Annotated in this window: 20 protein-coding genes; 3 read left to right on the top strand and 17 right to left on the bottom strand. The window is 49.3% G+C overall.

Annotated elements, in window-relative coordinates; genetic code table 11:
• Positions 1-12: 12 nt before the first annotated feature.
• From M1E06_RS14325 to M1E06_RS14355, 7 genes are all read right to left on the bottom strand, one after another.
• Positions 13-1,092 (bottom strand): mandelate racemase/muconate lactonizing enzyme family protein, encoded by a 1,080-nt coding sequence (locus tag M1E06_RS14325; RefSeq protein ID WP_195536237.1) that lies wholly within the window; start codon positions 1,090-1,092, stop codon positions 13-15.
• Positions 1,093-1,110: 18 nt separating this feature from the next.
• On the bottom strand, positions 1,111-2,043 hold the full coding sequence (locus M1E06_RS14330) for a S66 peptidase family protein (RefSeq protein ID WP_229105316.1): 933 nt from the start codon (positions 2,041-2,043) through the stop codon (positions 1,111-1,113).
• Between the two features lie 73 nt (positions 2,044-2,116).
• Positions 2,117-3,742 (bottom strand): peptide ABC transporter substrate-binding protein, encoded by a 1,626-nt coding sequence (locus M1E06_RS14335; protein ID WP_105979002.1) that lies wholly within the window; start codon positions 3,740-3,742, stop codon positions 2,117-2,119.
• A gap of 31 nt (positions 3,743-3,773) precedes the next feature.
• Positions 3,774-4,772 carry an ABC transporter ATP-binding protein gene (locus M1E06_RS14340; RefSeq protein ID WP_095290320.1) on the bottom strand — a complete coding sequence of 333 codons (999 nt, stop codon included), beginning with the start codon at positions 4,770-4,772 and terminating at the stop codon, positions 3,774-3,776.
• A 7-nt stretch (positions 4,773-4,779) separates the two neighbouring features.
• Complete coding sequence (locus M1E06_RS14345; RefSeq protein WP_003180946.1) at positions 4,780-5,739, bottom strand: ABC transporter permease; 960 nt, start codon at positions 5,737-5,739, stop codon at positions 4,780-4,782.
• A 4-nt stretch (positions 5,740-5,743) separates the two neighbouring features.
• The gene (locus tag M1E06_RS14350) at positions 5,744-6,670 is read right to left on the bottom strand and encodes an ABC transporter permease (RefSeq protein ID WP_026579833.1); all 927 of its coding nucleotides are present in this window, start codon (positions 6,668-6,670) and stop codon (positions 5,744-5,746) included.
• A gap of 15 nt (positions 6,671-6,685) precedes the next feature.
• Positions 6,686-7,510 carry a M55 family metallopeptidase gene (locus tag M1E06_RS14355; protein ID WP_035338890.1) on the bottom strand — a complete coding sequence of 275 codons (825 nt, stop codon included), beginning with the start codon at positions 7,508-7,510 and terminating at the stop codon, positions 6,686-6,688.
• A 274-nt stretch (positions 7,511-7,784) separates the two neighbouring features.
• Here M1E06_RS14355 and M1E06_RS14360 point away from each other — a divergent pair, with 274 nt between their 5' ends.
• Entirely contained in the window at positions 7,785-9,215 is a 1,431-nt protein-coding gene (locus tag M1E06_RS14360; RefSeq protein WP_020451077.1) for an IS1182 family transposase, read from the top strand.
• A gap of 55 nt (positions 9,216-9,270) precedes the next feature.
• Here M1E06_RS14360 and proG read toward each other — a convergent pair whose 3' ends face one another.
• Positions 9,271-10,083, bottom strand: a complete 813-nt coding sequence (gene proG / locus M1E06_RS14365; protein ID WP_195257749.1) for a pyrroline-5-carboxylate reductase ProG — start codon at positions 10,081-10,083, stop codon at positions 9,271-9,273.
• Between the two features lie 158 nt (positions 10,084-10,241).
• On the opposite strand from proG, the gene M1E06_RS14370 reads away from it, so the two are divergent.
• Positions 10,242-11,546, top strand: a complete 1,305-nt coding sequence (locus M1E06_RS14370; protein ID WP_025812040.1) for a S1C family serine protease — start codon at positions 10,242-10,244, stop codon at positions 11,544-11,546.
• A gap of 82 nt (positions 11,547-11,628) precedes the next feature.
• Here the strand turns inward: M1E06_RS14370 and M1E06_RS14375 are convergent, their stop codons facing one another.
• Positions 11,629-12,582: a ring-cleaving dioxygenase gene (locus M1E06_RS14375; protein ID WP_026579835.1), complete on the bottom strand. Its 954-nt coding sequence runs from the start codon at positions 12,580-12,582 to the stop codon at positions 11,629-11,631.
• Between the two features lie 318 nt (positions 12,583-12,900).
• On the opposite strand from M1E06_RS14375, the gene M1E06_RS14380 reads away from it, so the two are divergent.
• Positions 12,901-14,229, top strand: a complete 1,329-nt coding sequence (locus tag M1E06_RS14380; RefSeq protein WP_095323651.1) for an APC family permease — start codon at positions 12,901-12,903, stop codon at positions 14,227-14,229.
• 36 nt (positions 14,230-14,265) lie between these two features.
• On the opposite strand, the gene M1E06_RS14385 is transcribed toward M1E06_RS14380, so the two are convergent.
• The 8 genes from M1E06_RS14385 to M1E06_RS14420 all read right to left on the bottom strand — a co-directional run bounded on the left by M1E06_RS14385 (position 14,266) and on the right by M1E06_RS14420 (position 26,199).
• Positions 14,266-15,150: a carbohydrate ABC transporter permease gene (locus M1E06_RS14385; RefSeq protein ID WP_023856757.1), complete on the bottom strand. Its 885-nt coding sequence runs from the start codon at positions 15,148-15,150 to the stop codon at positions 14,266-14,268.
• An 18-nt stretch (positions 15,151-15,168) separates the two neighbouring features.
• On the bottom strand, positions 15,169-16,122 hold the full coding sequence (locus M1E06_RS14390; protein WP_020451071.1) for an ABC transporter permease: 954 nt from the start codon (positions 16,120-16,122) through the stop codon (positions 15,169-15,171).
• 41 nt (positions 16,123-16,163) lie between these two features.
• Complete coding sequence (locus tag M1E06_RS14395; RefSeq protein ID WP_020451070.1) at positions 16,164-17,687, bottom strand: extracellular solute-binding protein; 1,524 nt, start codon at positions 17,685-17,687, stop codon at positions 16,164-16,166.
• A gap of 86 nt (positions 17,688-17,773) precedes the next feature.
• Entirely contained in the window at positions 17,774-20,365 is a 2,592-nt protein-coding gene (locus tag M1E06_RS14400) for an exo-rhamnogalacturonan lyase family protein (RefSeq protein ID WP_337819233.1), read from the bottom strand.
• A 178-nt stretch (positions 20,366-20,543) separates the two neighbouring features.
• Positions 20,544-22,541 carry a beta-galactosidase gene (locus M1E06_RS14405; RefSeq protein WP_033155141.1) on the bottom strand — a complete coding sequence of 666 codons (1,998 nt, stop codon included), beginning with the start codon at positions 22,539-22,541 and terminating at the stop codon, positions 20,544-20,546.
• The gene (locus M1E06_RS14410) at positions 22,538-23,182 is read right to left on the bottom strand and encodes a rhamnogalacturonan acetylesterase (RefSeq protein WP_023856752.1); all 645 of its coding nucleotides are present in this window, start codon (positions 23,180-23,182) and stop codon (positions 22,538-22,540) included. Before M1E06_RS14410 ends, M1E06_RS14405 begins: the two co-directional genes overlap by 4 nt.
• Before the next feature lie 15 nt (positions 23,183-23,197).
• Positions 23,198-24,190 (bottom strand): L-glyceraldehyde 3-phosphate reductase, encoded by a 993-nt coding sequence (gene mgrA / locus M1E06_RS14415; protein ID WP_020451066.1) that lies wholly within the window; start codon positions 24,188-24,190, stop codon positions 23,198-23,200.
• A 122-nt stretch (positions 24,191-24,312) separates the two neighbouring features.
• Complete coding sequence (locus M1E06_RS14420; RefSeq protein ID WP_033155142.1) at positions 24,313-26,199, bottom strand: rhamnogalacturonan lyase; 1,887 nt, start codon at positions 26,197-26,199, stop codon at positions 24,313-24,315.
• Between the last annotated feature and the right edge of the window lie 16 nt (positions 26,200-26,215).

The following is a 26,215-nucleotide window of genomic DNA, read 5'->3' on the forward strand; positions in this document are numbered from 1 at the left end:
GTCTTCCCCCTCTCAATGGTTGACTTTCGTGATACCGAGTCCGGGAGCATCCGGTATCGTGATCGTTCCTCCATGATAGCGGATGCCGCCTTCAACAATATCCTTCTTCAGCATGAGCGGCGCATCAAAATCGAATTTTGTCACATTTTTCTGGCTTGCTGCGAAGTGGACGGCTGCTGTGATGCCGACCCTTGTTTCGATCATGCTTCCGGCCATGCATTCCACTCCGCACGCTTCTGCCATGGCGTTGATTTTCAACGCCTGGCTGATGCCGCCCGCTTTCATCAGTTTAATATTGATGAGATCGGCGCTTCTCGTTTTCAGCACGTGAAAAGCATCCCTTGGGGTAAACACGCTTTCGTCCGCCATAATCGGCGTATCGACAGCATCTGTCACCTGTTTCAAGCCTTCGAGATCGCACCGGTGGACCGGCTGTTCGACAAGCTCGATCGAAAGCCCCTCATCCTCCATTTTCCGAATGGCTTTGACAGCCTGTTTCGCCGTCCAGCCTTGATTGGCGTCCACACGGATCCGGACAGCGGCCCCCGCTTGTTTGCGGATTTCCCTGATCCGTTCGAGGTCTGTTGCCATGTCGTTTTTTCCTACTTTAATTTTGAGCGTACGAAACCCATCTTTTACATAACGGGCCGCGTCTTTCCCCATTTCTTCCGGGTCATTGACGCTGACAGTAAAATCCGTCTCGATCTCCCGCCTGTATCCGCCCAGCAATTGATACAGGGGAAGACCGCAAAGCTGCGCCAAGCAATCGTAGACGGCTGTTTCTACAGCGGCCTTTGCGCTTGTATTTCCAACAATCAGCTTGTCGATGTCATGAAATATCGCCTCCGCCATTCGCAAATTGCGCCCGGAGAGCGCCGGTGCGAATATCGTGTTGACTGCCCCCTCAATACTGTCAAGCGTCTCACCGGTAATAACGGCAGTCGGAGGCGCTTCGCCCCAGCCTGTCATCCCGTTTTCAGCCGTTAATTTGACAATGATGGCTTCCGCTGTGCGGACAGTTCGAAGCGCTGTTTTAAACGGTTTTTTCAGCGGCACGGCGATACGGTTTGTCGTCATTTCGGCAATCTTCATAGCAGCCTCCTTTTTTCATCAAGAAATTCCCGGATCGATCGTAAGCTGTTTTTTGTCGGCGTCAAGGACGGCTTGCGCCCCCACCGGAACGGCGATATTTGGTGAACAATGGCCGATGTTAAAGCCTGACAGCGCCGGTTTTCCTGCAGCGGCGATATAATCTTGGAAAACTTCTTTTAATGTAAGTGACTCACCGCGTTTTTTCGGGGAGCAGTTATGAAAATCGCACAGCAGGATGCCGACGGCGTCCGATAATTTCCCGGCCATTTTCAATTGATTCAGCATCCGGTCAATTCGGTAAGGCTCTTCATCGACATCCTCGATAAACAAAAGCTTTCCTTTCGTATCAATTTCATAAGGCGTACCGAGCGTCGTCACCAGAAGAGCGAGGTTTCCGCCGACAAGCTCCCCTTTCGCCGCACCGTTTCCGAGCGTTTCCAAAGGCGACAGCTCCTCTGTATAGGTGAGCGTCATTTTTTGAAACAGCTGCCGGAAAGAGCGCCGGGTGAGCGGATGCACATCTTCTTTGCCGATATCCGAACTGAGCATCGGACCGTGAAATGTAATAAGTCCGGTGTTTTGCCTGATCGCTGTATGTAAAAAAGTGATGTCTGAATAGCCCCAAAAAATTTTCGGGCGGCTTTTGATGAGTCGGTAGTCAATGTTCTCGGCAATCCTCGCCGTGCCGTAACCTCCGCAGGCACAGATGACAGCTTTGACCGAACGGTCTTCAAACATGTCGTGCAGATCCTCCAAGCGCTCTTCATCGTTCCCCGCCAAATAGCCGTGTCTTTCAATGGCTGAACGTCCCACTTTGACTTCAAGCCCGAGTTCTTTTAAAAACCGGACGGCGCGGTCAAGCTTTTCGGGGACGGGCGGACTGGCCGGCGCAATCACACCGACTGTATCTCCCTGCATTAATCTTTGAGGCGCAATATTCAACTGAGACATCCCCCTTTATGAAAAGTCCGCCCGCCTCTGTGCGGTGGCGTGCACAAAGAAAGTGGCAGACGGACAAGTTTGATCATGACGTTTTTTCGGCCCATTTCAGTTCAATGTAGCCGACCGGATGACGGACGATGCCTTTCACATTCTCCTTTTCCAAATGGACTTGATTATAGAAGTGGATCGGTATGATCGGCATCCCTTCAAACAGCAGTTCTTCAGCCTGATGCAGCAGCTCTGTGCGTTTTTCTTCATCAGCTTCATTTTTCGCCGCCTTGATCAGTTCGTCATACTCTGAATTGCTCCAGCCGGTTCTGTTCATTGCGTTACCCGTTTGAAAGCTTTCCAGGAAGTTGATCGGGTCCGCATAATCAGCCAGAAAAGAGCTTTGGGAAAATTGAAATTTGAGCGCCTTCTGTTCTTCAAGGAATGTGTTCCATTCCATATTGGCGAGCTTCACATCGACGCCGAGCGTACTTTTCAGCTTCTGCTGAATCGCTTCCGCCATTTTTTTATGTTCCGGTTTTGTGCTGTATGTCAGCGTAACGGCGGGCAGCTTTTCGTAGTTTTCTTCCTTCATGCCTTTTTCGAGCAGCTGTTTCGCTTCATCGGCGTCATATTTGAGCAAATCGCCGCCTTCCTCGCGAAAATCCTTGCCGTTCGGCCCTTTGATTCCCAAAGACACAAACCCGCGGGCCGGTTTTTCACCATTTTTTGTGACATAATCGACGATTTCCTGCTGATCGACGGCCATCGCAAACGCTTTTCTGATCTTTTCATTCTGGAACGGTTCTTTATTGACATTGAATCTGTAATAGTAAAGACCTGCCTGATCGAACACCTTCACCTCGTCAGAACCTATCAGCTTCTCGCTCATTTCAGCCGGGACATAAGCCGTATCGAGCTCATTCGACTCGAACATTTGGTAGTCGGTATTTCTGTCATCGACCATCGCCCATGTCACTTTATCAAGCTTCACAGTATCCCGGTCCCAATACGTATCGCTCTTTACCATCGTAAAGCTTTCATCATGCTTCCATTCTGTCAGTTTAAACGGACCGTTGCCGACAAATGTAGCAGCTTCTTCATGCCATTTCGGATTTTTTTCGGCGATTTTCTGAGGAACCGGGAAAAAAGCCGGATTGGCTACAATGCTTAAAAACGACTGCTGCGGACTTTCGAGTGTCACCTTAAGCGTTTTTTCATCCTCCGCTTTGACTTTGACATCATCCTTCGCACCTTTTCCGCTGTTAAAGGCCTCGCCGCCTTCGATAAAGTAGCCTAAAAACGCGGCGGAAGAGCCCGTTTTCGGATCGAGCAGACGCTTCCACGCATATTCAAAATCCCCAGCGGTTAAAGGGTCTCCGTTCGACCATTTGGCATCATCACGGATTGTAAAAGTATATGTCTTCCCATCGTCGGAAATGTTCCACTTTTCGGCGGACGCCGCTTCCGGTTCATGGTCTGCGCCAAGCCTAGTCAAACCTTCCATCAGATTGTTCAGCGCCTGCCATGAGACATTATTAAAGCCGATCGGCGGATCGAAAGATGTCGGTTCATTTTCATTGTTCAGCCTCAGGACTTGTTCTCCAGCCGTTTCTTTCGCTTTCTTCTTCGTTTCCTGCCCAGCCTGTTCATTTGCCGTACATCCGAACAGCAGAATGACCGCAACTGCGGCAGCCAATACGCTCGCTAGCCTTTTCATCAAATCCCCCCATTGAAAATCGATTTCATGATTATGTTGTCAGCAGAGCCCGTTTCGCCCTTTCATCCTGAAGCCAGCAGCACACACGATGCCCCGCCGAGACTTCTGCAACGGCAGGATGGACCTTGCCGCACACTTCCATTGCATAGGAACAGCGCGCCGTAAACGGACACCCTTCAGGCGGAGAAAACAAATCTGGCGGCGTCCCGTCAATCGGAACGAGGTCTCCACCTTCAAGGTCAAGCCTCGGAACGGAATGCAGCAAGCCTTTTGTATACGGATGCTGCGGTTGGTAAAAAATATCCCTCCTCGCTCCCGTTTCCGCTATTTTCCCGGCGTACATCACGGCGATTCTGTCCGCCGTCTGTGCGACTACGCCTAAATCATGGGTGATTAAAATGATGGATACACCGGTTTTCCGCTGAATGTCTTTAAACAGCTCAAGAATTTGCGCCTGAATGGTAACATCAAGCGCGGTCGTCGGTTCATCCGCAATCAGAATCTCCGGTTCACAGATGAGCGCCATGGCGATCACGATCCGTTGCCTCATCCCGCCGCTGAATTGATGCGGATACTGCCTCAAACGCTCTTTCGGATTCGGAATCCCGACGAGCTCAAGCATCGAAATGACCGCTTTTCGAGCGTCTGTTTTAGACACGGGCCGATGTTCCAAAAGCGCTTCTGTCAACTGGTCTCCGACGGTCAAGGTCGGATTCAGGGCTGTCATCGGATCCTGGAAGATCATTGAGATTTCGGCCCCTCTGATCTTTCTCATCTCTTTTTCGGACAGATGGCGCAAGTCTTTTCCCTTAAAGCGGACCGCACCGTCTGTGATCGTTGCCGAAAACTTCGGCAAAAGCTGCATGATGCTTTGCGATGTCACGCTTTTTCCGCATCCCGACTCACCGACAATCGCAAACGTCTCCCCCTCATATAACTCAAAGCTCACGCCGCGGACGGCTTTGACCGTGCCGCCGTATGTCGTAAATGAAACATGCAGATTCTCGACTTCCAATACTTTTTTCCGCAAAAACACATTACCTCCTCAGCTTCGGATCTAACGCATCCTGCAGTCCGTCTCCAACGACATTAAAAGCGAACATTGTTAATGAAATAAAGAAAGCAGGAAAAAACAGCCGCCACCAGTGTCCCGATAAGATCACCGGAAGGCCGTCGTTCGCCATGACACCCCAGCTCGCAAACGGGGCTTGAATGCCCAAACCGAGGAAGCTGAGAAACGCTTCGGCAAAAATGGCCGACGGCACCGTCAAGGTCATCTGGACGATGATCGCTCCCATCATGTTCGGAAGGAGATTCCGCCTGATGATCCTTACCGTTTTCGCTCCGAAGGTTTTGGATGCGAGAACATGCTCATCATGCTTCACCTTCAAAACCTGACCCCTGACGATCCGCGCCATGCCGACCCAGCCGGTGACAGTCAGCGCAACGATGATCGTCCCGAGTCCAGGCCCCATCATGACCATGAGAAGAATGACGACCAATAAATAAGGCAGTCCATGCAGCACTTCGATGACCCGCATCATGACATGGTCTGTTTTGCCGCCCTTATAGCCGGAGATACCGCCATAGATGACGCCGATTGCAAAATCGATTAAAGCCGCCATCACGCCGACAAACAGTGAAATCCTCGCTCCATACCACGTTCTTGTAAACACATCGCGGCCGAGCTCATCGGTTCCGAACCAATGCTCCATCGACGGAGGCAGGTTTTGCTCGGAAAGCGTCTGCTGGGTGACGCTGTGCGGAGAAAGAACCGGTCCGAGTACAGCCATGATGAACAGGAAGATTAACACGCCCAATCCCGCCATCGCCAGCTTGTTTTTCCTTAAAATCCGCCAGGCGTTCTGCCAGTATGACAGGCTCGGCCTTGCAACGGATTCACGCTCATCCTGCTTTTGTTTCAGCGGGGCAAACCATTCAACAGGGATATCACTGCCTGAAGACGCTTCGTTTTCTGTGCGGACTGGAAGGCTCATATGCTCACCCTTTCTTATGCAGTTTAATACGCGGATCCAGGATTCCGTAGGCCATGTCGACAAGAAACAACATGATGATGAGGATGATGCTGTAAAAAACGGTGGTACCCATAATCACGGGGTAATCGCGGGAGTTGATGCTTTCAACAAAATATTTTCCCATGCCCGGAATCGCAAAGATTTTTTCGATGACGAAGCTCCCCGTTAAAATCGCAGCGGTAAGCGTCCCGAGAATCGTTACGACTGGCATAAGGGCGTTTTTCAGGGCGTGCTTCATAACAATTTTAAAAGGGGAAAGCCCTTTAGCCCGGGCCGTTCGGATATAATCCTGTGTCAGCACTTCAATCATGCTGGAACGGGTCAGCCTGGCGATAATCGCCAGCGGCCCCATTGCCAAAGCCGCAGTCGGAAGCACCATATGAAGCGGGCTCGTCCATGTCGACGGGGGAAATATGTTCCAATTAACCGCGAATTGCTGTATCAGCAAAGTCGCCATTATAAAATTGGGAACCGAAATGCCGAGAACGGCAACGGTCATCGCTATATAATCGATGACGCCGTTTTGCCGCAGCGCGGCAAAGATTCCGAGTGCGATCCCGGAAATGACCGCCATAATCAGCGCCGTCATCCCCAGCTCAAATGAAACAGGGAACCCTCTTGACAGCAAATCGTTCACGCTTTGTGAAGGCTGCTTGATCGATGGCCCGAAATCAAAGGTAACGATCGACTTGACATAATACAAATATTGAACAAAGAGAGGCTCATCAAGCTGATAGTAAGCCTCAAGGTTGCGCTGAACCGCTTCATTCGTGTTTCTTTCTTCATTGAAGGGAGAGCCCGGAATCACTTTCATCATCACAAAGGTCAATGTCGTGATCACCAAAATGGTCGCCAGCATCGACAGAAGCCGCTTCATGATGTAACCCGCCATTTTCATCCCACCTTCCTAGGAGAATGTTGTTCTCATCGCAAGCTCGGTCATGACAAGCATCGCTTGATAGGCTTCAAGAATGTCTTTCGCTTGATAGCGGACAGCCGTCGTTTGCGGTTCGATTTCAGCACCCGGCATCAGACTCGCCCACTCGGCTTGCCCGTAATTGGCAAACTCAATCCGCAGCACCGGCCTGTCCGGAGGCGTGAGCGGCTTGACTTGATCGCGGTTTTGAATCGCATATGCCGTCCGCTCTCTTAATAGCTGCCCCGCTTTCTCCGGCGTCAGGCATTTGACCGCCGAACGGGATATCGTTTCCTTGACGGCCGCTGTCGTTACGTTCGGAATCAGTTCCTCCGCCTCAGCTGCCGCCTCGCTGTCACCGGCAACCATGATAACCGGGACGCCGTAATAACCGGCAACATAAGCGTTGAACCCCAGCTCGCCCACCGCCTGATCGTTTATGTAAAAATGTCTGACGCCGAAAATCATGCTGTGAGACATCACGCCTCTCAGTGATGCTCTCGCATGGTAGCCGACGAACACGGCACCATCGCATGTATCGTCAAGTCCCTGGACCATCGAAAACGGTTTGACATCTCCCGAAATGAGCAGCGCTTCAGGATGGAGCCGCTCAATTAACAGATTGTTCATTTTAGAGTGGCTGTCATTGACAAGCACCTCTCTGCATCCGCTTTTGAACGCTTCGTCAATCACATGATTGGCCTCGTCCGTCATGATCTTCCGGCCTCTCTCATAGTTCAGCTTGCTTGAATCGACGAACGTATCATCCGGAAGTCCGGAAATCCCCTCCATATCAACAGACATATACAGCTTCACAAAAAACCACCCCTTATGAAAAACGTCTCAAATTTTTTATTATTTTGAGAATATTCTAACAAATTATATTAGAATTTTAATAGAAATGCAATAACCATTGGTAATTTTAGAAATTTAATATAAAATTGGAATTTTGATGAATGTTGTCGAATGCAAATAAAAAAGCTGCCTGATCAGGCAGCTTCAGCTTGTCGACAAAGCCACAAAAAGTGGCTTGATCGACAAGCTTTTTTTGTTAAAATGTGAGTGAAATCTAGTTTTTGGAGGTTTTTCCATGTTGTCTAAGCACTCTAAAGATCAGCGCGAACAGCTTGAAGTCTTTGCCTTAAGTGAACTTGTCCCGGAAGACCATCTGGTCAGGAAAATAGAAGAAGCTATGGACTTTTCTTTTATTTATGAAAAAGTTGCTCCCCTTTATTCTTCAAAAGGGCGCCCAAGCATTGATCCCGTTGTATTGATCAAAATGGTTCTGATTCAGTACGTGTTTGGCCACCGCTCGATGCGCGAAACCATTAAACGGATCGAAACCGATGTCGCTTATCGCTGGTTTATTGGATATGGATTTTCTGAAAAAATCCCTCATTTTTCAACCTTCAGTAAAAACTATGAGCGCCGTTTTCATGATACGGACCTATTTGAAACAATCTTCTATAAAATCTTGCGTCAGGCCATGGATCTCGGTCTTGTCGACCCGTCGGTCGCCTTTATCGATGGAACCCATGTCAAAGCCAATGCGAATAAGAAAAAGTTTGTGAAGAAGATTGTGAGAAAAGAAACAAGAGCTTATCAGGAACAATTAGATCGAGAAATTAATGCCGATCGCGAAGCCAACGGCAAAAAGCCCTTAAAGCCCAGGCAATGCTCAGAAGAACGGGAAATAAAAGAAAGTACGACAGATCCTGAGAGCGGTTATTTTGTAAAAGGTGAACGGGAACGTCTTTTTGCTTATGGTTTTCATACAGCTTGTGACCGGAATGGATTTGTGCTGGGGACGGTTGTTGAGCCTGCCAATATTCATGACAGCCAAGTGTTCACGACCCTGTTTCAACAGGTGAAAGAGCACGTCGCCAAGCCTCATACGGTCGCAGTTGATGCCGGATATAAAACGCCGTTTATCGCAAAATTTCTAAGTGATCAAAATGTCCATCCCGTCATGCCCTACACCCGACCACAAACTAAAAAAGGGTTCATGAGAAAACATGAATATGTATACGATGAATATTACGATGCTTATATTTGCCCTGACGATCATGTTCTGACATATCGCACAACCAACCGTGAAGGCTATCGGATTTATGCATCAGATCCAAACCGATGTGAACACTGTTCTTTTTTGAAGCAATGTACGGAAAGTCGAAATCATCGAAAGATGATTCACAGGCATCTCTGGCAGGATCATTTGGATGAAGCCGACCATCTTCGCTACACGGATGAGAATAGGCGAATCTACGCCAAACGCAAAGAAACGATCGAACGGGTTTTTGCGGATTTAAAACACAAGCATGGCCTGCGCTGGACAACCCTACGGGGTAAGAAAAAATTGTCCATGCAGGCGATGCTTGTTTTCACTGCCATGAATCTCAAAAAGCTGGCGAATTGGACTTGGAAAAGTCCAATTCGCCAGCATTCTCATCGAAAAAACAGAATAAATTGGACAAAAATAGGTCGGATTATAAAAATCCGACCTATTTTGTCAACAGTCTGAAGCTGCCTGATCAGGCAGCTTTGGGATGTCCGGATATGTCGATAAATGCCGCAGTTCACTGCCGGCGGACAGCGTCTTTAATGTCTTCATACTTCTTCATCGTTCTGGCAAACAGCTCGTCAAAGACTTCCGGCATGGCATTTTGAATGACCTCCGCCCCTTCTCCGGTTATGCCGCCTTTTGTCGCCACCCGGTCAAGCGTTTGTGCAAACGTCATGTCTTTTTCCATTAACAGCTTGCCCGTTCCCAGCAATGAATGAATCAGAAATTGAAACGCGTCTTCTTTCGTAAGACTGCTGTTTCTGACGGCAGCTTGAGCAAATTCTTCAAAGATCGAAGCGATGAACCCTGGTGAAGAGCTTGTTAAATTACTCGCAGCGTCAATATCTCTCTCATGTATCTGTTTGACTGTGCTGAAAACGGAAAGATATTCTTCCAGCCGGCTTTTGTCCACCTCAGCAACCCGCTCGCCGTGGACAACAAGCGAAACACCGATCCCGGCTTCAGATGTGAGGGTCGGAATGTATCTCGTCACCTGTCCGCTTGTCCAGTCGTGAAGCCGGTCAAGCTCGACCCCCGCGGCAATCGAAACAATGTGGACATCCTCCTGAAGAAACGGCTGTATGTTCACAAGCGTTTCCTTTACCGCCATCGGCGGTACACAGATGAAGATCAGGCCGCACTGTTCGGCGAGCTCTTCGGCTGATTGACAGGCGACATTCGGGTAAAGTTTTCTCAGCTCCCCTGTTTTCCCATCATTCCTTGAGCTGACGACCACCATGTCATCGCTGATTTTCTCCTGATCAAGCAGTTTCACTGCAATCATCCGCGCCATGCTTCCGTATCCGATAAATCCAATCTTTTTCAACGTTTAGAACACCTCTGACATGTCATATTATAAATAGCACCCTATTTATTCTATCCTTTTTCTTTGACAATTTCCCACAATGTTTTCATGTTTATCCCACAGTCTTTGATTATGATTGAGGCATCAAAGGATATGATAACAATAGGAGCGTGAAAATGATGGAATATAATAGAGAAGATCAGCTTGAAACGAAAAACGAACTCATCGTCTCCGATCAAAAGCCCGACCAGGCGATAAAAAAAGCAGAACAGCAAAAGCGGAGACTCTCATGGATGACGCCGATCCTCAGCGGCATCATCGGGGGAAGCCTCGTTCTCGGTGTCACGACATACCAGCATAGCAAAGACGAAACGGCCAATACATCTGTCCAAACACAAACTAATGAGACTGCGAACTCATCGGCTTCTTCCAATAAAGCGAATACCGAAAAATTGTCCAGCACCAATTCGTCTGACATTTCAACAATGGTGGAAAATGTATCTCCCGCCATCGTCGGTATTTCAAACTATCAAAAACAAACGGAGAGCGGTATGTTTGGGTTTGAAAGCAACAGCAACAACAGCAGTTCAAGCGAACAAGAAACAGGCACAGGCTCAGGTGTCATTTATAAAAAAGCAAACGGCAAAGCATACATTATTACAAATAACCACGTTGTCGAAGGCGCATCTAAATTGACGGTTTCCCTGTCAAACGGCAAAGAAGTGGAAGGAAAATTGCTGGGCAGCGATTCCTTGACAGACCTTGCCGTTGTTGAAATTTCCGCTGAACACGTCGAAAAAGTCGCATCTTTCGGCGATTCTTCAAGCTTGAAAGCGGGTGAATCGGTCATTGCAATCGGAAATCCGCTCGGCAAAGATCTGTCCCGAACGGTGACGCAAGGCATCATCAGCGGTGTTGATCGGACCGTTTCCGTTGATACGTCCGCAGGCCAAACCGAGATGAACGTCATTCAAACAGACGCGGCCATCAATCCCGGCAACAGCGGAGGCGCCCTTTTGAATACAAAGGGAGAAGTGATCGGCATCAACAGTATGAAAATCAGTGAAAGCGGAGTGGAAGGCATCGGATTTGCGATTCCAAGCAATGATGTCAAACCGATTGCAGAAGAGCTGATGTCTAAAGGAAAAATTGAGCGTCCGTTTATCGGAATCGGCATGATGGATCTTGAGCAGGTGCCGGAAAACTATCAAACAGGCACCCTCGGATTAAGCGGCAGCCAGTTAAACAAAGGCGTCTACATCCGCCAGGTCGCTTCAGGCTCCCCTGCTGATAAAGCGGGCCTTAAAGAGAACGATGTCATCATCAGCTTTAACGGAAAAGAAACCGATACGGGAAGCGCGCTGCGCAACCTTCTTTACAACGATGCAAAAATCGGGGATACGGTAAAGGTTACCCTCATTCGAAACGGCAAAACAATGACAAAACAAATGACGCTTGACCAAAAAGAATCCGCATCATCTTAACAGCATGCCCCCCTTTTAGGCTGTCGGCTGCGCCGGATGCCTTTTATATAAAAAAACGAGGTCCTTTTCAGGACCTCGTTTTCTATTGAATCGGTTTCAGCCGCGCTTCAATCTCTTTCCGCCGATGTTCCAGGTACGGCGGCAGCGCAAGGCTTCGGCCGAGCTCATCGATAGATTCATCAACGGCAAAGCCCGGCCCGTCAGTCGACAGCTCAAAAAGTATGCCGTTCGGTTCTCTGAAATACAGCGCCTTAAAATAATAGCGCTCCACAATCCCCGAATTCGTAAAGCCGTTCTCGTTGATTTTCTCATGCCACTGTTTAAGTTCTTCTTCATCTTTGACACGGAATGCGACATGATGGACGCTTCCTCTCCCGGGACGCTCTCTTCTGCCGTCATCTGACTCTTTCACATGCACCTCCGCGCCTGCTCCTCCTTCACCCGATTCAAAAATGTGAAGCGTACGGCCGGTTTCATCAGCCTGTTCCTCACCGATTTTATGAAAGCCGAGAATATCGGTCAGCACCGCAGCTGTCGGACCGGCGTCCTTGACAGTCAATTCGACCGGGCCGAGCCCCCTGATCGCGACCTCCTCAGGAATGACGCCGTTTTTCACAGGCACTCCATGATCTTTTCCCTTTTCATCAGCCACAAGCATCATGTTCTGTCCTTCATGGTCTAAAAAGCGGAGAACGCTCCGCCCCGCACGCGTCTCGATGTCGTAAGTCTCTGCGCCGAGCTCATGAAGCCGCTTCTTCCAAAATTCGAGTGCTTGTTCGCCGGGAACCCGAAGTGATACGGACGAAATGCAGTTCGTCCCTTCCCGTCTCCTGGCAAGCATCGGAATTTCGAAAAATGTCAAATCTGAACCCGGAGACGCGACTTCATCACCGTAAAACAAATGATACATCGTCGGCTCATCCTGATTGACCGATTTTTTTATCAGTTTCATGCCAAGCCCTTTGACATAGAAATCCAGATTATGTTGAGCGTTGGCAGTTAAAGCGGATACGTGGTGGATGCCATTTACGTTCATTCTATCATCTCCTCATTAAATATCTCGAATTCGAGATTTCTTCTTTCTCAAAAATAGGCGATTTGATTTGAAAAGTCAACCAAACCGTCTTACAGAACCTTCTTTCCTGTTGCCCCTAAAAAACTAACAATAACTCCGAAATGACTTAAAAAGGTTCGGTTATTCCTGTCCCCTTCGGGTTTTACAACCTTAAAATGTTTAACATACACAAAAAATGCGAAAATCTGAAAATTTATTTAATTTTTCTTTTTTAAAAAAGGTATTACAATATAAAAATAGTTTTCTATAAAAGAGATTACATCAATGGGAGGCATCGCAATGAATGCAGAAGCAAACGGACTAAAAAAAGAGATAGGCTTGTTATTTGCGCTATCTCTTGTGATTGGAACGATCATCGGTTCCGGCGTGTTTATGAAGCCCGGCAGCGTGCTTTCCTATTCCGGAAACGCACAAATTGCTCTTTTTGCCTGGATCCTTGGCGGAATCTTGACGCTAGCAGGCGGGCTGACAATCGCCGAACTGGGCGCTCAAATTCCGAAAACGGGCGGGCTTTACACATATCTTGAAGAAATTTACGGCGAGTTCTGGGGGTTCTTATGCGGCTGGGTGCAGATTATCATCTACGGACCGGCCATCATCGGCGCACTCGGATTATATTTCGGCTCGCTAGTGGCCAACTTGTTTTCCTGGGATAAATCATGGACTGCACTCATCGGCATTATCACCGTCGCCTTTTTATGCATCGTCAACATTGTCGGAACAAAATACGGCGGAGCGGTACAGACGGTCACAACGATCGGAAAGCTGATTCCCATTGTATGTATCATTGTGTTCGGTCTATGGCATGGCGATGAACATATTTTCAGTACAGTTACGGAGAGCATCGCCAGCCAAAACTTCGGAGCGGCGGTATTGGCGACGCTCTTCGCGTATGACGGCTGGATCCTTCTTGCGGCACTCGGCGGAGAAATGAAGAACCCGGAAAAAGTGCTCCCGAAAGCGATGACAGGCGGGATACTGATCGTCACAGCCTGCTACCTGTTCATTAACTTGGCGCTGCTTCACATTCTTCCTGCCGATCAGATTGTCAAGCTTGGCGAAAATGCGACAAGCACAGCCGCGACAATGCTGTTCGGGCCGATCGGCGGTAAGCTGATCTCCATCGGAATTATCGTCAGCATCTTCGGCTGCTTAAACGGAAAAGTTCTGTCTTTTCCGCGCGTGATCTTTGCGATGGCTGAGAAAAAACAGCTTCCGTTCTCCCGCTGGATCTCGCATGTTCATCCGGCATTCCATACGCCTTGGATCGCGGTCATCGTCCAGATGATGTTCGCTGTCATCTTAATGATCATCAGCAATCCGGAAAAGCTGTCAGAGGTTTCGATTTTTATGATTTACATCTTCTATGTCATGGCGTTTTTCGCGGTGTTTATTTTGCGGAGACGGAAGAACGGCCAAGGGAGAGCTTACAGCGTGCCGCTCTACCCTTACCTGCCTGTTGCGGCTATTCTCGGGTCATTGTTTGTTCTTGTCAGCACGCTTATCACTGACTTTTACAGCTGCCTGTGGTCGATTTTGATCGGCCTCGTCGGTCTCCCGGTTTATTTTTGGATGAAAAAAAGAAATAAAAACGGCTCAGCCGCCTGAGCCGTAAGCCGCCGGCTCATGAGCCAGGCGGTTTTTTTATCCCTTCACAGACCCGATCAGAATGCCTTTGGCAAAATGCTTCTGCAAAAACGGGTACACGGCTAAAATCGGCAGCGTCGCAATGACGATAACGGCCAGTTTAATCGATTGTTCAGGCGGCACCGCTTCCATCATATCATTCGTCGTCCCTGTCAGATCCGAAAGAATCGTCACTTGGCGCAGCACCATTTGCAGCGGCCATTTCGCGCTGTCATTGATGTACAGCAAAGCATGGAAAAAGTCGTTCCAAATCCCGACCGCATAAAACAGCGCAAAAGTTGCAATAATCGGCTTTGACAGCGGCAGCGCGATCCTTAAGAACACGCCGATTTCTGAACAGCCGTCAATCTTTGCCGACTCCTCAAGTTCTTTCGGAAGCTGCTGAAAAAAGTTTTTAATAATAATAAGATTGAACGGATTAATCGCCATCGGCAATATTAGCGCCCAGTACGAATCGAGCAGTCCCAGTGATTTGACGACAATATACGTCGGAATCATTCCTCCGCTGAAAAGCATCGCAAAAATAACGAGATTCAAAAGCAGGTTTCTTCCCTTAATGTGCCGTTTCGCAAGAGGATAGGCCATCGTAAATGTAAAAAAGAGCTGGACGATCGTTCCCACAACCGTAATGAACACAGACACCCCCATGCTCCTGATAAATGTCGGCGTTGAAAAAATATAGCGGTACGCGTCAAGCGAGAATGTCTCAGGAAAGATAAAGAAGCTCTTTTCCGCCAGCTCGGCCTCCGTTGCAAAAGATCCCGCGATAATATACAGAAAAGGCAAGACGGTTATCAGCCCGCAGCAGCCGAGAAAGAGCACATTAAACCAATCGAATACCCGACCCGCTTTTGTGTTATGGATCGTTTCCGCACCGGACATCCTTTTCACCTCCATTCATTAAAACAGACCGTCCTGGTCAAACTTTTTCGCGATATAATTGGCGCCGAATATCAGAATGATTCCGACAACCGATTTGAAAAGCCCGACTGCCGTACTGTAGCTGTATGCGCCTTGCGTAATTCCGACAACATAGACATACGTGTCAAAAATTTCAGCCACGCTCCGGTTTAAAGAGTTGGTCATTAAAAAAATCTGTTCAAAGCCGATGTTTAAAAAACTGCCGATTCTTAAGATGAGAAGCACGACGATCGTGCTTCTGATGGCCGGAAGGGTAATGTGCCACATTCTCCTTAATCTGCCTGCCCCGTCCATCACTGCCGCTTCATACTGCTCCTGGTCAACCGAAGCGAGCGCTGCCAGAAACAGGATCGTTCCCCAGCCCGTCTCCTTCCATATGCTTTGCAGCACAATCATCGGCCTGAACCATTCGGGATCCGAGAGAAAAGCAATCTCTTTGCCGGTTATGCTTTGCAGCATTTTATTCATCACGCCCGTATCAACTGTAAAAAAGACAAATGTCATGCTGACGACGATCGTCCATGAGACGAAATGCGGAACATATATAAACGTCTGAATGCACCGTTTATAGATGGCATGCCGCAGTTCATTCAGCATGAGTGCGACAATCAGCGGAGCCGGAAATGCAAAAATCAAATCGAGAGCGGCGAGCATGAGCGTGTTACGGAGCAGGCGGAAAAAGTCAGGGTTCATAAAGAAATCTTTAAAATACTCGAACCCGACCCATTCGCTCTGCCAAAATCCGAGATAAGGCGAATAATCTTTAAAAGCAATGAACACGCCCCACATCGGCCAATATTTAAATATGAGAAAATATAAAACACCGGGAACAAGCAGAAGATAAAGCCATTTATCCCGTTTTACGGCTTGCAGCCCAGTCGGTTTCTTTTCTGTCTCAACAGCGGTTTTCCCTGTTTTAGCGGTGATTTCCACGTGCTGCATCCCCCCTTTCGTATGCTGGTTGAAGATCTGAGCTATTTCGTCTCCTTGTAGCGTTTGTTCAGTTCTTTCATCAAATCTTCACCACCGCTTTTATACCAAAGCTGCACGGCATCTTGAAAGCCTTTTTCATCGATGTCACCGATGATAAACTGCGTTTTGGCATCGAGAATGATGTTGTCAAGCTGTGCCCCTTTTTGGGTGTAAACATCTGAAACGAGCGATTCAGCCGGATTGAATACGGCGATTTTTTCCCCTTCTTTGAGAATCTGTTCACGGTGTTTGAACAGCTTTGATTCTTGTTTTTCCACATGGTATCTTTGTTCGGGAATGCCCATGCTGAACTGCGCAAGACCTTCGTGCTCATAAAGCAGTTTTTTATTATTTTTTTCAAGGGACGTGTACGTTCCGTTCTCAAGCTTATAGTTGCGCCCTTTTATACCGTTGTTGGCAATAATTTGTGCCTCTTCATCGTTCATTTTATCCAGGAAGCTGAGCACTTCTTTCAATTCTTTTTCCGTTTTGACGCTCGCTTTCGGAATGGCAATCATTCCGGCGTATCCCGATGTCGGGAATGTATACGTTCCTTTCGGGCCTTTGACCGTTCCGGTGACGTCGATCACATCCTTGTTAGCGGGATCTGCTTCTTCCATTGCGCTTTGAATTTGTGACGCCCGCGAACCGGTATCGACGATGACACCCGCTTTTCCTTTGACGATTGGATCGTTCCACTTCGCTGAATCCATGACGGCGAAGTCTTTATTGATCAGCCCCTCATCATACAGCTTTTTGAAAAACCGCAGCGCTTCCATGTACTCTTCTGTCGTGAAGTCCGGAATGAGTTCACCTTTTTCGTCTATTCCGTAGCGGTTTGGTGCGCCGAACCACGTCTGCATAATATCCCACGGGCTCCCGTTGCCAAGCCCCATCCATTTCGGCACCACCATGCCGTACGTATCGTCTTTCCCGTTTCCATCGGGGTCTTTTTCTTTAAACGCTTTCAGCACGTCGTAAAATTCGTCGATTGTTTTCGGCATCTCCAGACCGACATTTTCGAGCCAGTCCGTTCTGATGATGATCGAAGCGCGGATCAGGTCCCTCGCCCTGTAAATACCGTAAATCTCGCCGTTGATGGAACTGTTCTTCATCACTTTTTTATCGGCCTTTCCAAGGTTCGGGTAGTCTTTTAAATAAGGTGAAAGCTCCCAAAACGCACCTGATTTGACAGACTTGATAAACCCCGGGGACTTGTCCGTGACGACGATGGCTTGCGGCAAATCTCCCGAGGCCATGACGATGTTGAATTTATCATTATAGGAAGAGTTCGGAACCCATGTCACTTTGATTTGTTTTTTCGTGTATGTTTCGAGCGCTTTTAAAGACGGGCTGTTTTCTCCCGGACTTTCCGGCGACAGGAGCGGAGCCATAATATGAATGGCATCCTTTTCTTTTCCTTTCCCGTCTTGATTGGCCGTCTCATTTGCGCTGCACCCCATCAAGAGCAAAAAAACAGCGGGTGCAGCGAGCCATTTGTTTCCCTTCAGCTTCAGTCTTGCCATTGTACAATTCCCCCTTTTGATCGTCTCAATTGTTCCACTTAAATTTAAAGCGCTTACATTTTTCCGGCAACCTTCATTTTTTGCCTTCATGCGCGAGCGGGATGTTCTTTCATTGCCTTGATGATCTTTTCTTGCATGTCCAGATCAGGCGGCATATCTTTAAGCAGCTCGAGCACGGCTATCAAGTTTAGGCACCATTGTGAGACGCAGTTTGTTGTAACCCAGGGAATTTCCGTGAACGTTTTCCAGGCATGGATTTGTTTTGGAGTGATCGGCAGCGGTGTATGGCTTTGTTTTTCATCGAGCAACAGGCGCCACACTTGTTCGGCGAGCTTCCGGTCTTGGCGGAGCCGGGCAGCGTAAGCGGCCATGGCAGCGGAGAACATCGGCCAGTGAAATAAATCATCGTGAAGCTTCCCGCCGCTCCTTTTGCGCTTTTCTTCATCAGTCAGCAAATAAAATTCGCCGAATTCCCCTAGCATCTCCTTCCATTCGACATCCTCAAGCAGTTCTGCAAGCTCCATCCATGTTTGCGGGGCACCGAAGGCGATGACCATATGATAGCCGCCATGATTCCCGTCTCCCATATGAAGCAGATCTGAAGCTTCAGGATCGTATCCGAAAGTCGGTCCGGACAACAGACGAAGCGGCAGCGCTTTAAGCCGGCCGATCCCCCGTTTGATTTTATCAAGGTACGCTTCATCGCCTGTCCGCTCCCATTCCGTCAGCCAGTTGGAACAGAACGCCGCCCAGTCGGGGCCTACTCTTGCGTGGGCGGGAAACTCTTTTTCCGGATAATAAGCTCTCATCGGATCAAGCGTCTTAAGCGCTCGATCGGCATCTTTTACTTCAGATAACACGTCTCCCGTTCTCTCGTCCGCCGTCAAAAAGTAATAAGGCTTATGAAGGCCGGCCATGCTAATTCTCGCTTCCTTGCACCCGCAGCCCCAATGGAGGACATTGTGCCTTGAACCGAGGCCTTTATACTCCCCGAAATGATAGCAGTCGACTTCGCTAGTGTGACGGGTCATCGCTTCCGCCATTCTGAAGATGTCTTCCGTACCGGATCTGAAAAAAGACTGCCAAAGCCAGAGGTTCGGAACGAGTTCCGTATTTTGCCATGCATAGCCGCCAAGGTCGTACCGCCATACATGCCGGACGGCATCGTACGTATGCATCACATCACCGTAATGCCAATAGCCGTACCAGCTCCGCTGATCGACTTCGTTCATGTAAAACTTGAGAGCCTCGTCAAGCTGATCTTCAAGCACAGCCGAGAGCGGGTGCCGTTTATCTTTCAGGCTCCAAACGCCCAGCGCGCGGGTGTGATAATAATAGTCAGGCTCACAAATAAGCAGCGGGGGATTTTGCCATTCGTCCGCTGCTCTATTCAGCTCTTCATCGCTCGGCGGATTTGCAAAACAGGCGAGGCTGACTTCGTTCGTATTGGCAATGCCGACGGCCGTTGACCTCATTTCGGCAAACCCTTCATATGCGCTTTCAACATGAGTGTCTTTTGAATAATGACGGAAATCCATCGCTTCAGCTTCAGGAGGCCAAAACCATACCGCCAATTTCGTTTCCCCGCCGGCAAGACCTTTCGCTTCAAGCGATGACGGATATTTTTCAAAGAAGTTCCTGAGCCCGAGTGCGATGCCGCCGTTTTCCCCGCCTGCATACATCAGCCCTTTCGCTCTCTCCCCATGAATCGCGTCCACCCAGGCGCAGCCTTTGCCGGTTCGCTTTTTTAAGCGCCAGTGAACAGGGGAATCCTGGATGAGCTTGAAATCGTTCCAGACGGCGTTTCTCTCGGCATCGCGCACGACTGCCGACTTTTCCGGTACAGGCTGTCCCGCAATCTGTCGTTCATAGAGTCCGTTTGTTTCATTGAATCTTCTCGTCACAAGCAGCTGAGAAGCCTCTCCGTAAATCCCTCCGTCGGCCGCATAGCGGATATGCCTGTTTCTCGGCGCTCCGCTCAAAACCGCGCTCATCTCGAAACCGAGTCCTTTGATCCATTCTGTTTCTGCTTCACAGTCGATGAAGATCGTGTGCACGATCCGGATGGACGGATCACCGGCATAGAAAGACAGCCTGACGGTAAAAGGGAGCCAAACATCGATGCCTCCGCCGAGGTGGACGCCTTCAATCTTGACGACTGTCTTAACCGGACCGTTTTGTTCGATTGCCGTACGTTTGATCATGCTCTCAAACCGTTCAATATGATACATGCATTGTGAATCTGAGCCGCTTCTTTTTTCTTTTAAAGCGATGAGCCGCCCTTCTTTCGCCATCATTTCCCCGGAAATGGAAATCGAACGGATGAGTTCCGTCCCCGATTTTCCAAGCCTGCAGACTATCGCGCCCGTATTCACCGTGATTTCATCTTTCTGCTCACTGACATTCATGACGGTTTTAGGGACGCCGGCCCCCCCTTTTTTCAATGTAAATCGGCTACCGCTTTCTTTAGGGAAGACTGCGGCATGCCCCGTCCATTTAAGCGAGCCGTCAGGCCAATACGCGAGCGGCCATGTTTGCAAACACGGGGCGTTTTTCGAAGCAATGGCGACCGTCTCTCCTTTTTGCAGCACTCCTTTTGCCCAAGGAACTCCCCAGGTCACCCCGCCGAACGCGGCAGGCGCCCTATTCAGCCATTTTAGTTCAGTCTGTGCTTTCATAAGTGTTCCTCCTTTCTGTTTAACCGATTGGTCAGTGAATATTTTCCTGTTTAGCCTTTTGACCGTCAATATTCCTTTTTTGCTTATATTGGAGAGGTGTCTGCTCCTTTTTTTGCAGGCATCATCCCTTTTTTAGCAAAACGAAACAAAAAAGCCGCGGGCAAGCGCCTGCGGCGATTCATTTATTCTCTGAAAACAAAACCACGCGGTATTCGTGCGGGCCGAGTGTCACGCGTCCGGATACGGGCCTGTCGGACAATAAATCGGTTCCGTTTCCGTCAAGTGTCACTGCGCCTCCTTTGCCGTCCATATTGATCACGACCCAGACAAGACCGTCTGCTCCTTTCCGGGGCGCGACGACTGTTCCGGGAGTGGCATCGGTTTTCTGTGTAACACCCGCTTCTTCTGCGTAATGACTGATCAGCTTTTTCATCATGATGTCACCCGCTTCGCCTGCCGGCATCGACCCGAGCATGACGATTTTTCCTTTTCCGCATTTATGCTCTGTGATGAACGCTTTTCCTGACGCCGGGCCTTTTTCAATTATCCCGACAGCTTCGGTGCCGCCGGCTTTAAAAACAGCGCTCCACAGACTCAGCGGCGCCTTTACGCCAAACGCCGCTCCACTCGAGTTCCGCTCATCCATCGGAAATGTATAAAGCGTTTTGACTCCGGAACTTTTTTCCAACTCCCCTAATCCGCAATCAGTGTGAACCGTATGATTTTCTGTTCTTCCGCCCGTCAGCGGACCCGCAATCCAAATGCCGCCACTTTGTGCAAAGGCTTCGGCTTTTTTGATAAACGCAGGCGGAAGATAGTGAATAAACGGCGTAAACAGCAGTTTATAGCCGTCAAGCGAGCTCCCTTCAAGAATGACATCTCTGTGAATGCCCATCTTTAACAATCGGTTATAAAACTCGGTGATCAGTGTTCTGTAGTGAAGACCCCGATGTGGCTCCGTTTTCAAAAACACCTTTGCACGATCCGAATAGACGACGGCTGTTTCAGCCTGCAAAGGGTCCGTCGCCAGCATGATGTGCTCAACCTCCCGTCTCGCCTGCTCGACTTCGAGCACATGATCATATCCCACATCAGGCTCCCCCCATGCGCTGATCACTGATCCATGCGGCTGTTCAGATCCGGCTCTCTGCTGACGCCACAGCCAATAGCAGAACGCGGCTCCGCCAAGAGCATAAGAAGAGACCGCTTCAGCCTTCAAATAGCCGTTTTGATGAGGCACGGCATAGCTTTCAAGCGAAGCGCTGTAGGAAGGGCTCGTTTCCATTATCCAGAACGGCCGTCCTTTTTTAATGTTTCTCCATAAATCACAATTAAACAAAAAGGCGTCACTGTTTTCCTGGCTGGCGTACGTATCAAACGAGGCGAAATCAAGGCTCTTGAAAAGATCTTCATGATCAACGCCGAACATGACGCTGCTGTTATGGGTGATCGGGGCGTTGGAATATGTTCTGATCACCTCAGCCTGCTCACGCGCAAATTCAGAAATCTTGTCCATCGAAAACAGCTGATACATCGTCCTTAAAGAAGAATTGTGCAAAAACGGGGTCGGTCCGGGCTGCGGAACTTGCTCGAAGCGCTGATACGTTTCGCTCCATACGCCTGTACCCCAAGCCTCATTCAGACGGTCAATCGTCTGATAGCGGTCTTCCAGCCATTTGTGCCATAATGTGTTGCACGTTTCACACATGCATTCTGCGACATGGCATTTGAATTCATTGTCAAGCTGCCACCCGATCAATCCCGGCAGTTCTCCGAGCTCTTTGGCGATATGTTTGATGATCAGGCGGGCCCGCTCTCTAAAATACGGATGGTTTGTGCAGGCATGCTGCCTCGAACCGTGTCCCATCGTCTCTCCTTTTTCATTCACATGCATTCTTTCCGGATGCCCGTGGGTCAGCCAGATCGGCGGTGTCGCAGTCGGTGTGCACATGACCGTTTCAATTTTGTTATCGTGGAGCTTTCGGATGACGCCGGCAAAAAATCCGACATCGATCCTTCCTTCTTCCGGCTCCATCCTTGACCAGGCAAACTCCCCGATTCTGACGACATTAATCCCTGCTCGCTTCATCATCCAGATATCTTCATCCAGCACGTCCTCATCCCATAATTCGGGATAAAAGCAAGCGCCGTGGTACAGTTTTCCGTTCATCTTCATACCGTCTCTTTAACAAACGGCAGACCGAGCTCTCGAATGCCGATAGAGACAAGCTTCGCCATTTCCCGGGCCCCTTTTTTCGTAAAATGTGTGTAGTCGTTGACATTTTCCGAGATCATAAAATATTTAAATACCTCGCTGTACCCTTTTTCTGCAAAATGCTGCAGGCTTTTGTCCATTAAATCGATCAAGCGGACGTTTTCTTCACTTGCCACCTGCTTCATCGCGATGCAGTAGTCCGGGAAATCGTTCAAAAAGACGCCGTCCTTGTAATGGAGCCTTGCGACAGGCGTGATGAGAAGCGGCGAAGCTCCTTTTTGACGCGCGCCGTCGACGTACATTTTCAAGTATTGTTTATACGTTGTATACGGCTCAGTATAGCGTTCTGGTTTGTCTTTCGACGCGTCATTGTGCCCCATCTGAACGAACAGCCAATCGTTCTGTTTGATTACATCTAAAATCGATGCAAGCCTTCCTTCTTCAACGAACGTTTTTGAACTTCGGCCCCCGATGGCCCGGTTGATCACCTGTACATTTCCGGATACATAAGACTGGAGAAATTCGCCCCAGCCTCCTTGAGGCGAATCCGCCTTATAATTTTGCACGGTCGAATCGCCGGCCAGATAGATGCTGATTGTCATCACGACCACTCCTTTTTATGAAAGAATTTTATCAATTGTGTCGAGCTCTTCAGCTGAGAATCGAGCGGACTTAAGAGCAGCGGCATTTTCTTCGATCTGTTCGGTTTTGCTTGCACCGATCAGCACCGAGGTGACGCGCGGATTTTTTAAAAGCCAGGCTATCGCCATTTGCGGCAGGGATTGGCCGCGTTCGGCCGCCACTTGATTCAGCTTGCGGACTTTGCCGAGCACGTCTTCTGTGATGCTCTCGGCCTGCAAAAACGGACTGTTCACATCTGCGGCTCTTGACCCGGCGGGAATCCCAGTCAAATATTTCGTTGATAAAAGCCCTTGAGCAAGAGGTGTAAACGCGATCGCCCCGGCTCCTTTTTTCTGCAGCACTTGCAGCAGGCCGTTTTCCGGTTCTCTGTGGAACATTGAATATTTGGGCTGATGGATGAGGAGCGGAACCCCGTATTCTTGCAAAATATCGGCCGCCTTTTCGGTCTGTTCGGCGCTGTAGTTCGACAGACCGACATATAAAGCTTTTCCTTGCCTGATGATATGGGCGAGCGCTCCCATCGTCTCTTCCAGCGGTGTATGGGGATCAGGGCGGTGCGAATAAAATATATCGACATAATCTATGCCCATTCGTTTTAAACTTTGATCAAGGCTTGCGACGAGGTACTTTTTTGACCCCCAATCGCCGTATGGTCCGGGCCACATCGTATAGCCGGCTTTCGTGCTGATGACCATTTCATCACGGTAGCGGGCAAAATCGGTTTTCAGCGCTTTTCCGAAAGTTTCTTCGGCAGAACCGGGGGGCGGACCATAATTATTCGCCAAGTCAAAGTGGGTGATTCCCAGATCGAATGCTTTTCTTAACAGTGCTTTGGCATTTTGAAACGAATTGGCTTCTCCGAAATGATGCCAAAGCCCTAAAGACAAAGCAGGCAGTTTTAAACCTGAATGCCCGCAGCGGTTGTATTTCATATTTTCATAGCGTGTATCACTCGCCTGATACTCCATATGAATCCCTCTTTTCATTTTGGAATGAAATCGCTTACCATTCATTTTATGGGAACAGGCTGTGAGATTACAATCATACTTTTTTGTATATTTAATAAACCTGAATGAACCGGCGATCTCTGTCACTCTTCATGTCTCTTACAGGGAGCGGTATAAATATTCGGCCGGGGCGGCTTGTCCATTCCGGTTCCCAAATAAAATCCGGGGTGAGGCGGCTGATTGTAAGCGACATTTTGCCAGGCTACCCCCAAGCGGTAGACGGGATCGTGCATGAACGTATAGAAACGATGTTCAGTCAGCTCGGTCGTTGTGTATATTCGCAGAGCATCGCTTCGCGTGGTGCGGAATACGACATCTTCGCGCCAATCGCCGAATAGATTGGCCTGAAGCACGGGCGTCCCTTTCGTCCAATTGTTAGACAGCGTTCCGTCAGCAGTGAGCAGATTGACCAGCCTGCCGCTGTGATAGTCCCATTTATCAATTTTCGGGATGCCGGCGGGTTCTTTCCAATCGTGGTCAAGCAGCTCGCGGAGAAGATCGCCGTCCCACCAAATCGCAAAATTGGCCGAAGCCGGAGCGGCGTCGCTGAGCTTTTCTCCCTTACTCGTATAGAGGCCGTATGATTTCCCTTCATTACCCGGGGGATCGATCGCCCAGACAAGCGAGCCTTTATAGCGGGGATCGATATGCGCGGCCATTCCCCGCCCAACATCTGTATCGGCCGGCACTCCCCAGAGGATCTCCCCTGTACCCGCATCGCGAAATGAGAGACCGTACGGAAGGCGCGGGTCTTCATGCACTTGGAAGACTTCCAGCCCGGGTCGATCCGGGTCAAGATCGCTCACATGCATGGCGTCACCGTGCCCAAGCCCTGTCGTATAAAGCCCTGTTCCATCATGATCCACGGCCATCGCACCGTAGACGATCTCATCTTTCCCGTCATCGTCGACATCCGCGACGCTCAGACTATGGTTTCCCTGCCCTGCATAACCTTCGTTTCCGGGCTTGTCGCTGTCAAATGTCCATAGCTTGGTCAGCTTGCCGTCCCGGAAGTTGTAAGCGGCAAGCACCGTTCTTGTGTAATAGCCGCGCGCCATAACAAGACTCGGCCTTTCACCGTCCAAATAGGCGATGCCTGCCAAAAATCGATCCATGCGGTTGCCGTATCTGTCTCCCCAATCCTCAAGCCTGCCCCGCGGCGGATCGTAATCCACGGTTGCCAATTCCCTTCCCGTTTCCCCGTGAAAAATCGACAAATATTCAGGCCCGTCCAAAATTCGTCCATTTTCATTTCTGTAATCGGCAGCAGGATCGCCAATCACCCGACCGGTTCCGTCAACCGTTCCGTCAGCTGTCTTCATGGCGATTTCCGCTTTCCCGTCGCCGTCAAGATCATAGACCATCAATTGCGTATAATGGGCGCCCGCGCGGATGTTTTTCCCGAGATGAATCCTCCACATGAATGTCCCATCAAGCTTATATGCATCGATGATGACTTCTCCGGTATAGCCGTTGTGTGCATTATCTTTCGAATTGGACGGGTCCCATTTGAGCACAATTTCGTATTCTCCGTCGCCGTCGAGATCTCCGATGCTCGCGTCATTGGCGCTGTACGTATACTGTACGCCGTCAGGAGTTGTCCCGCCGTCAGGCTTGTTTAACGGAACATCCAAGTACGGCTTCTGCCAGACAGCTGTTTTGTGCGACTGCTCGACTTCCTGATCTCCGAGAACCTTTGTCACATAATAGACAGATTCTCCGTTTCCGTGTTTATCAAGAAAGTTGGTCGATGATGAAACGGGTGTTGAGTTGATTCTGTGACCGTTGCGATATAGGTTGAAAGCCGTTTCTTCCGGATCTGTTCCTAAGAGCCGCCAGCTGAGAAAAACCCCTTTTTTTGTTTTTACGGCCACAAGTCCGCGGTTCAAGCGTTCCATTTGCCTCGGTTTTGCCGTCGATTTCACCGGCCGAACGCGTTCAGCTGCTGCATGTACGTCTTTTTCTCCCATCGTCCTCTCTCCCCTT

The organism is Bacillus sp. AK124 (assembly GCF_053903085.1).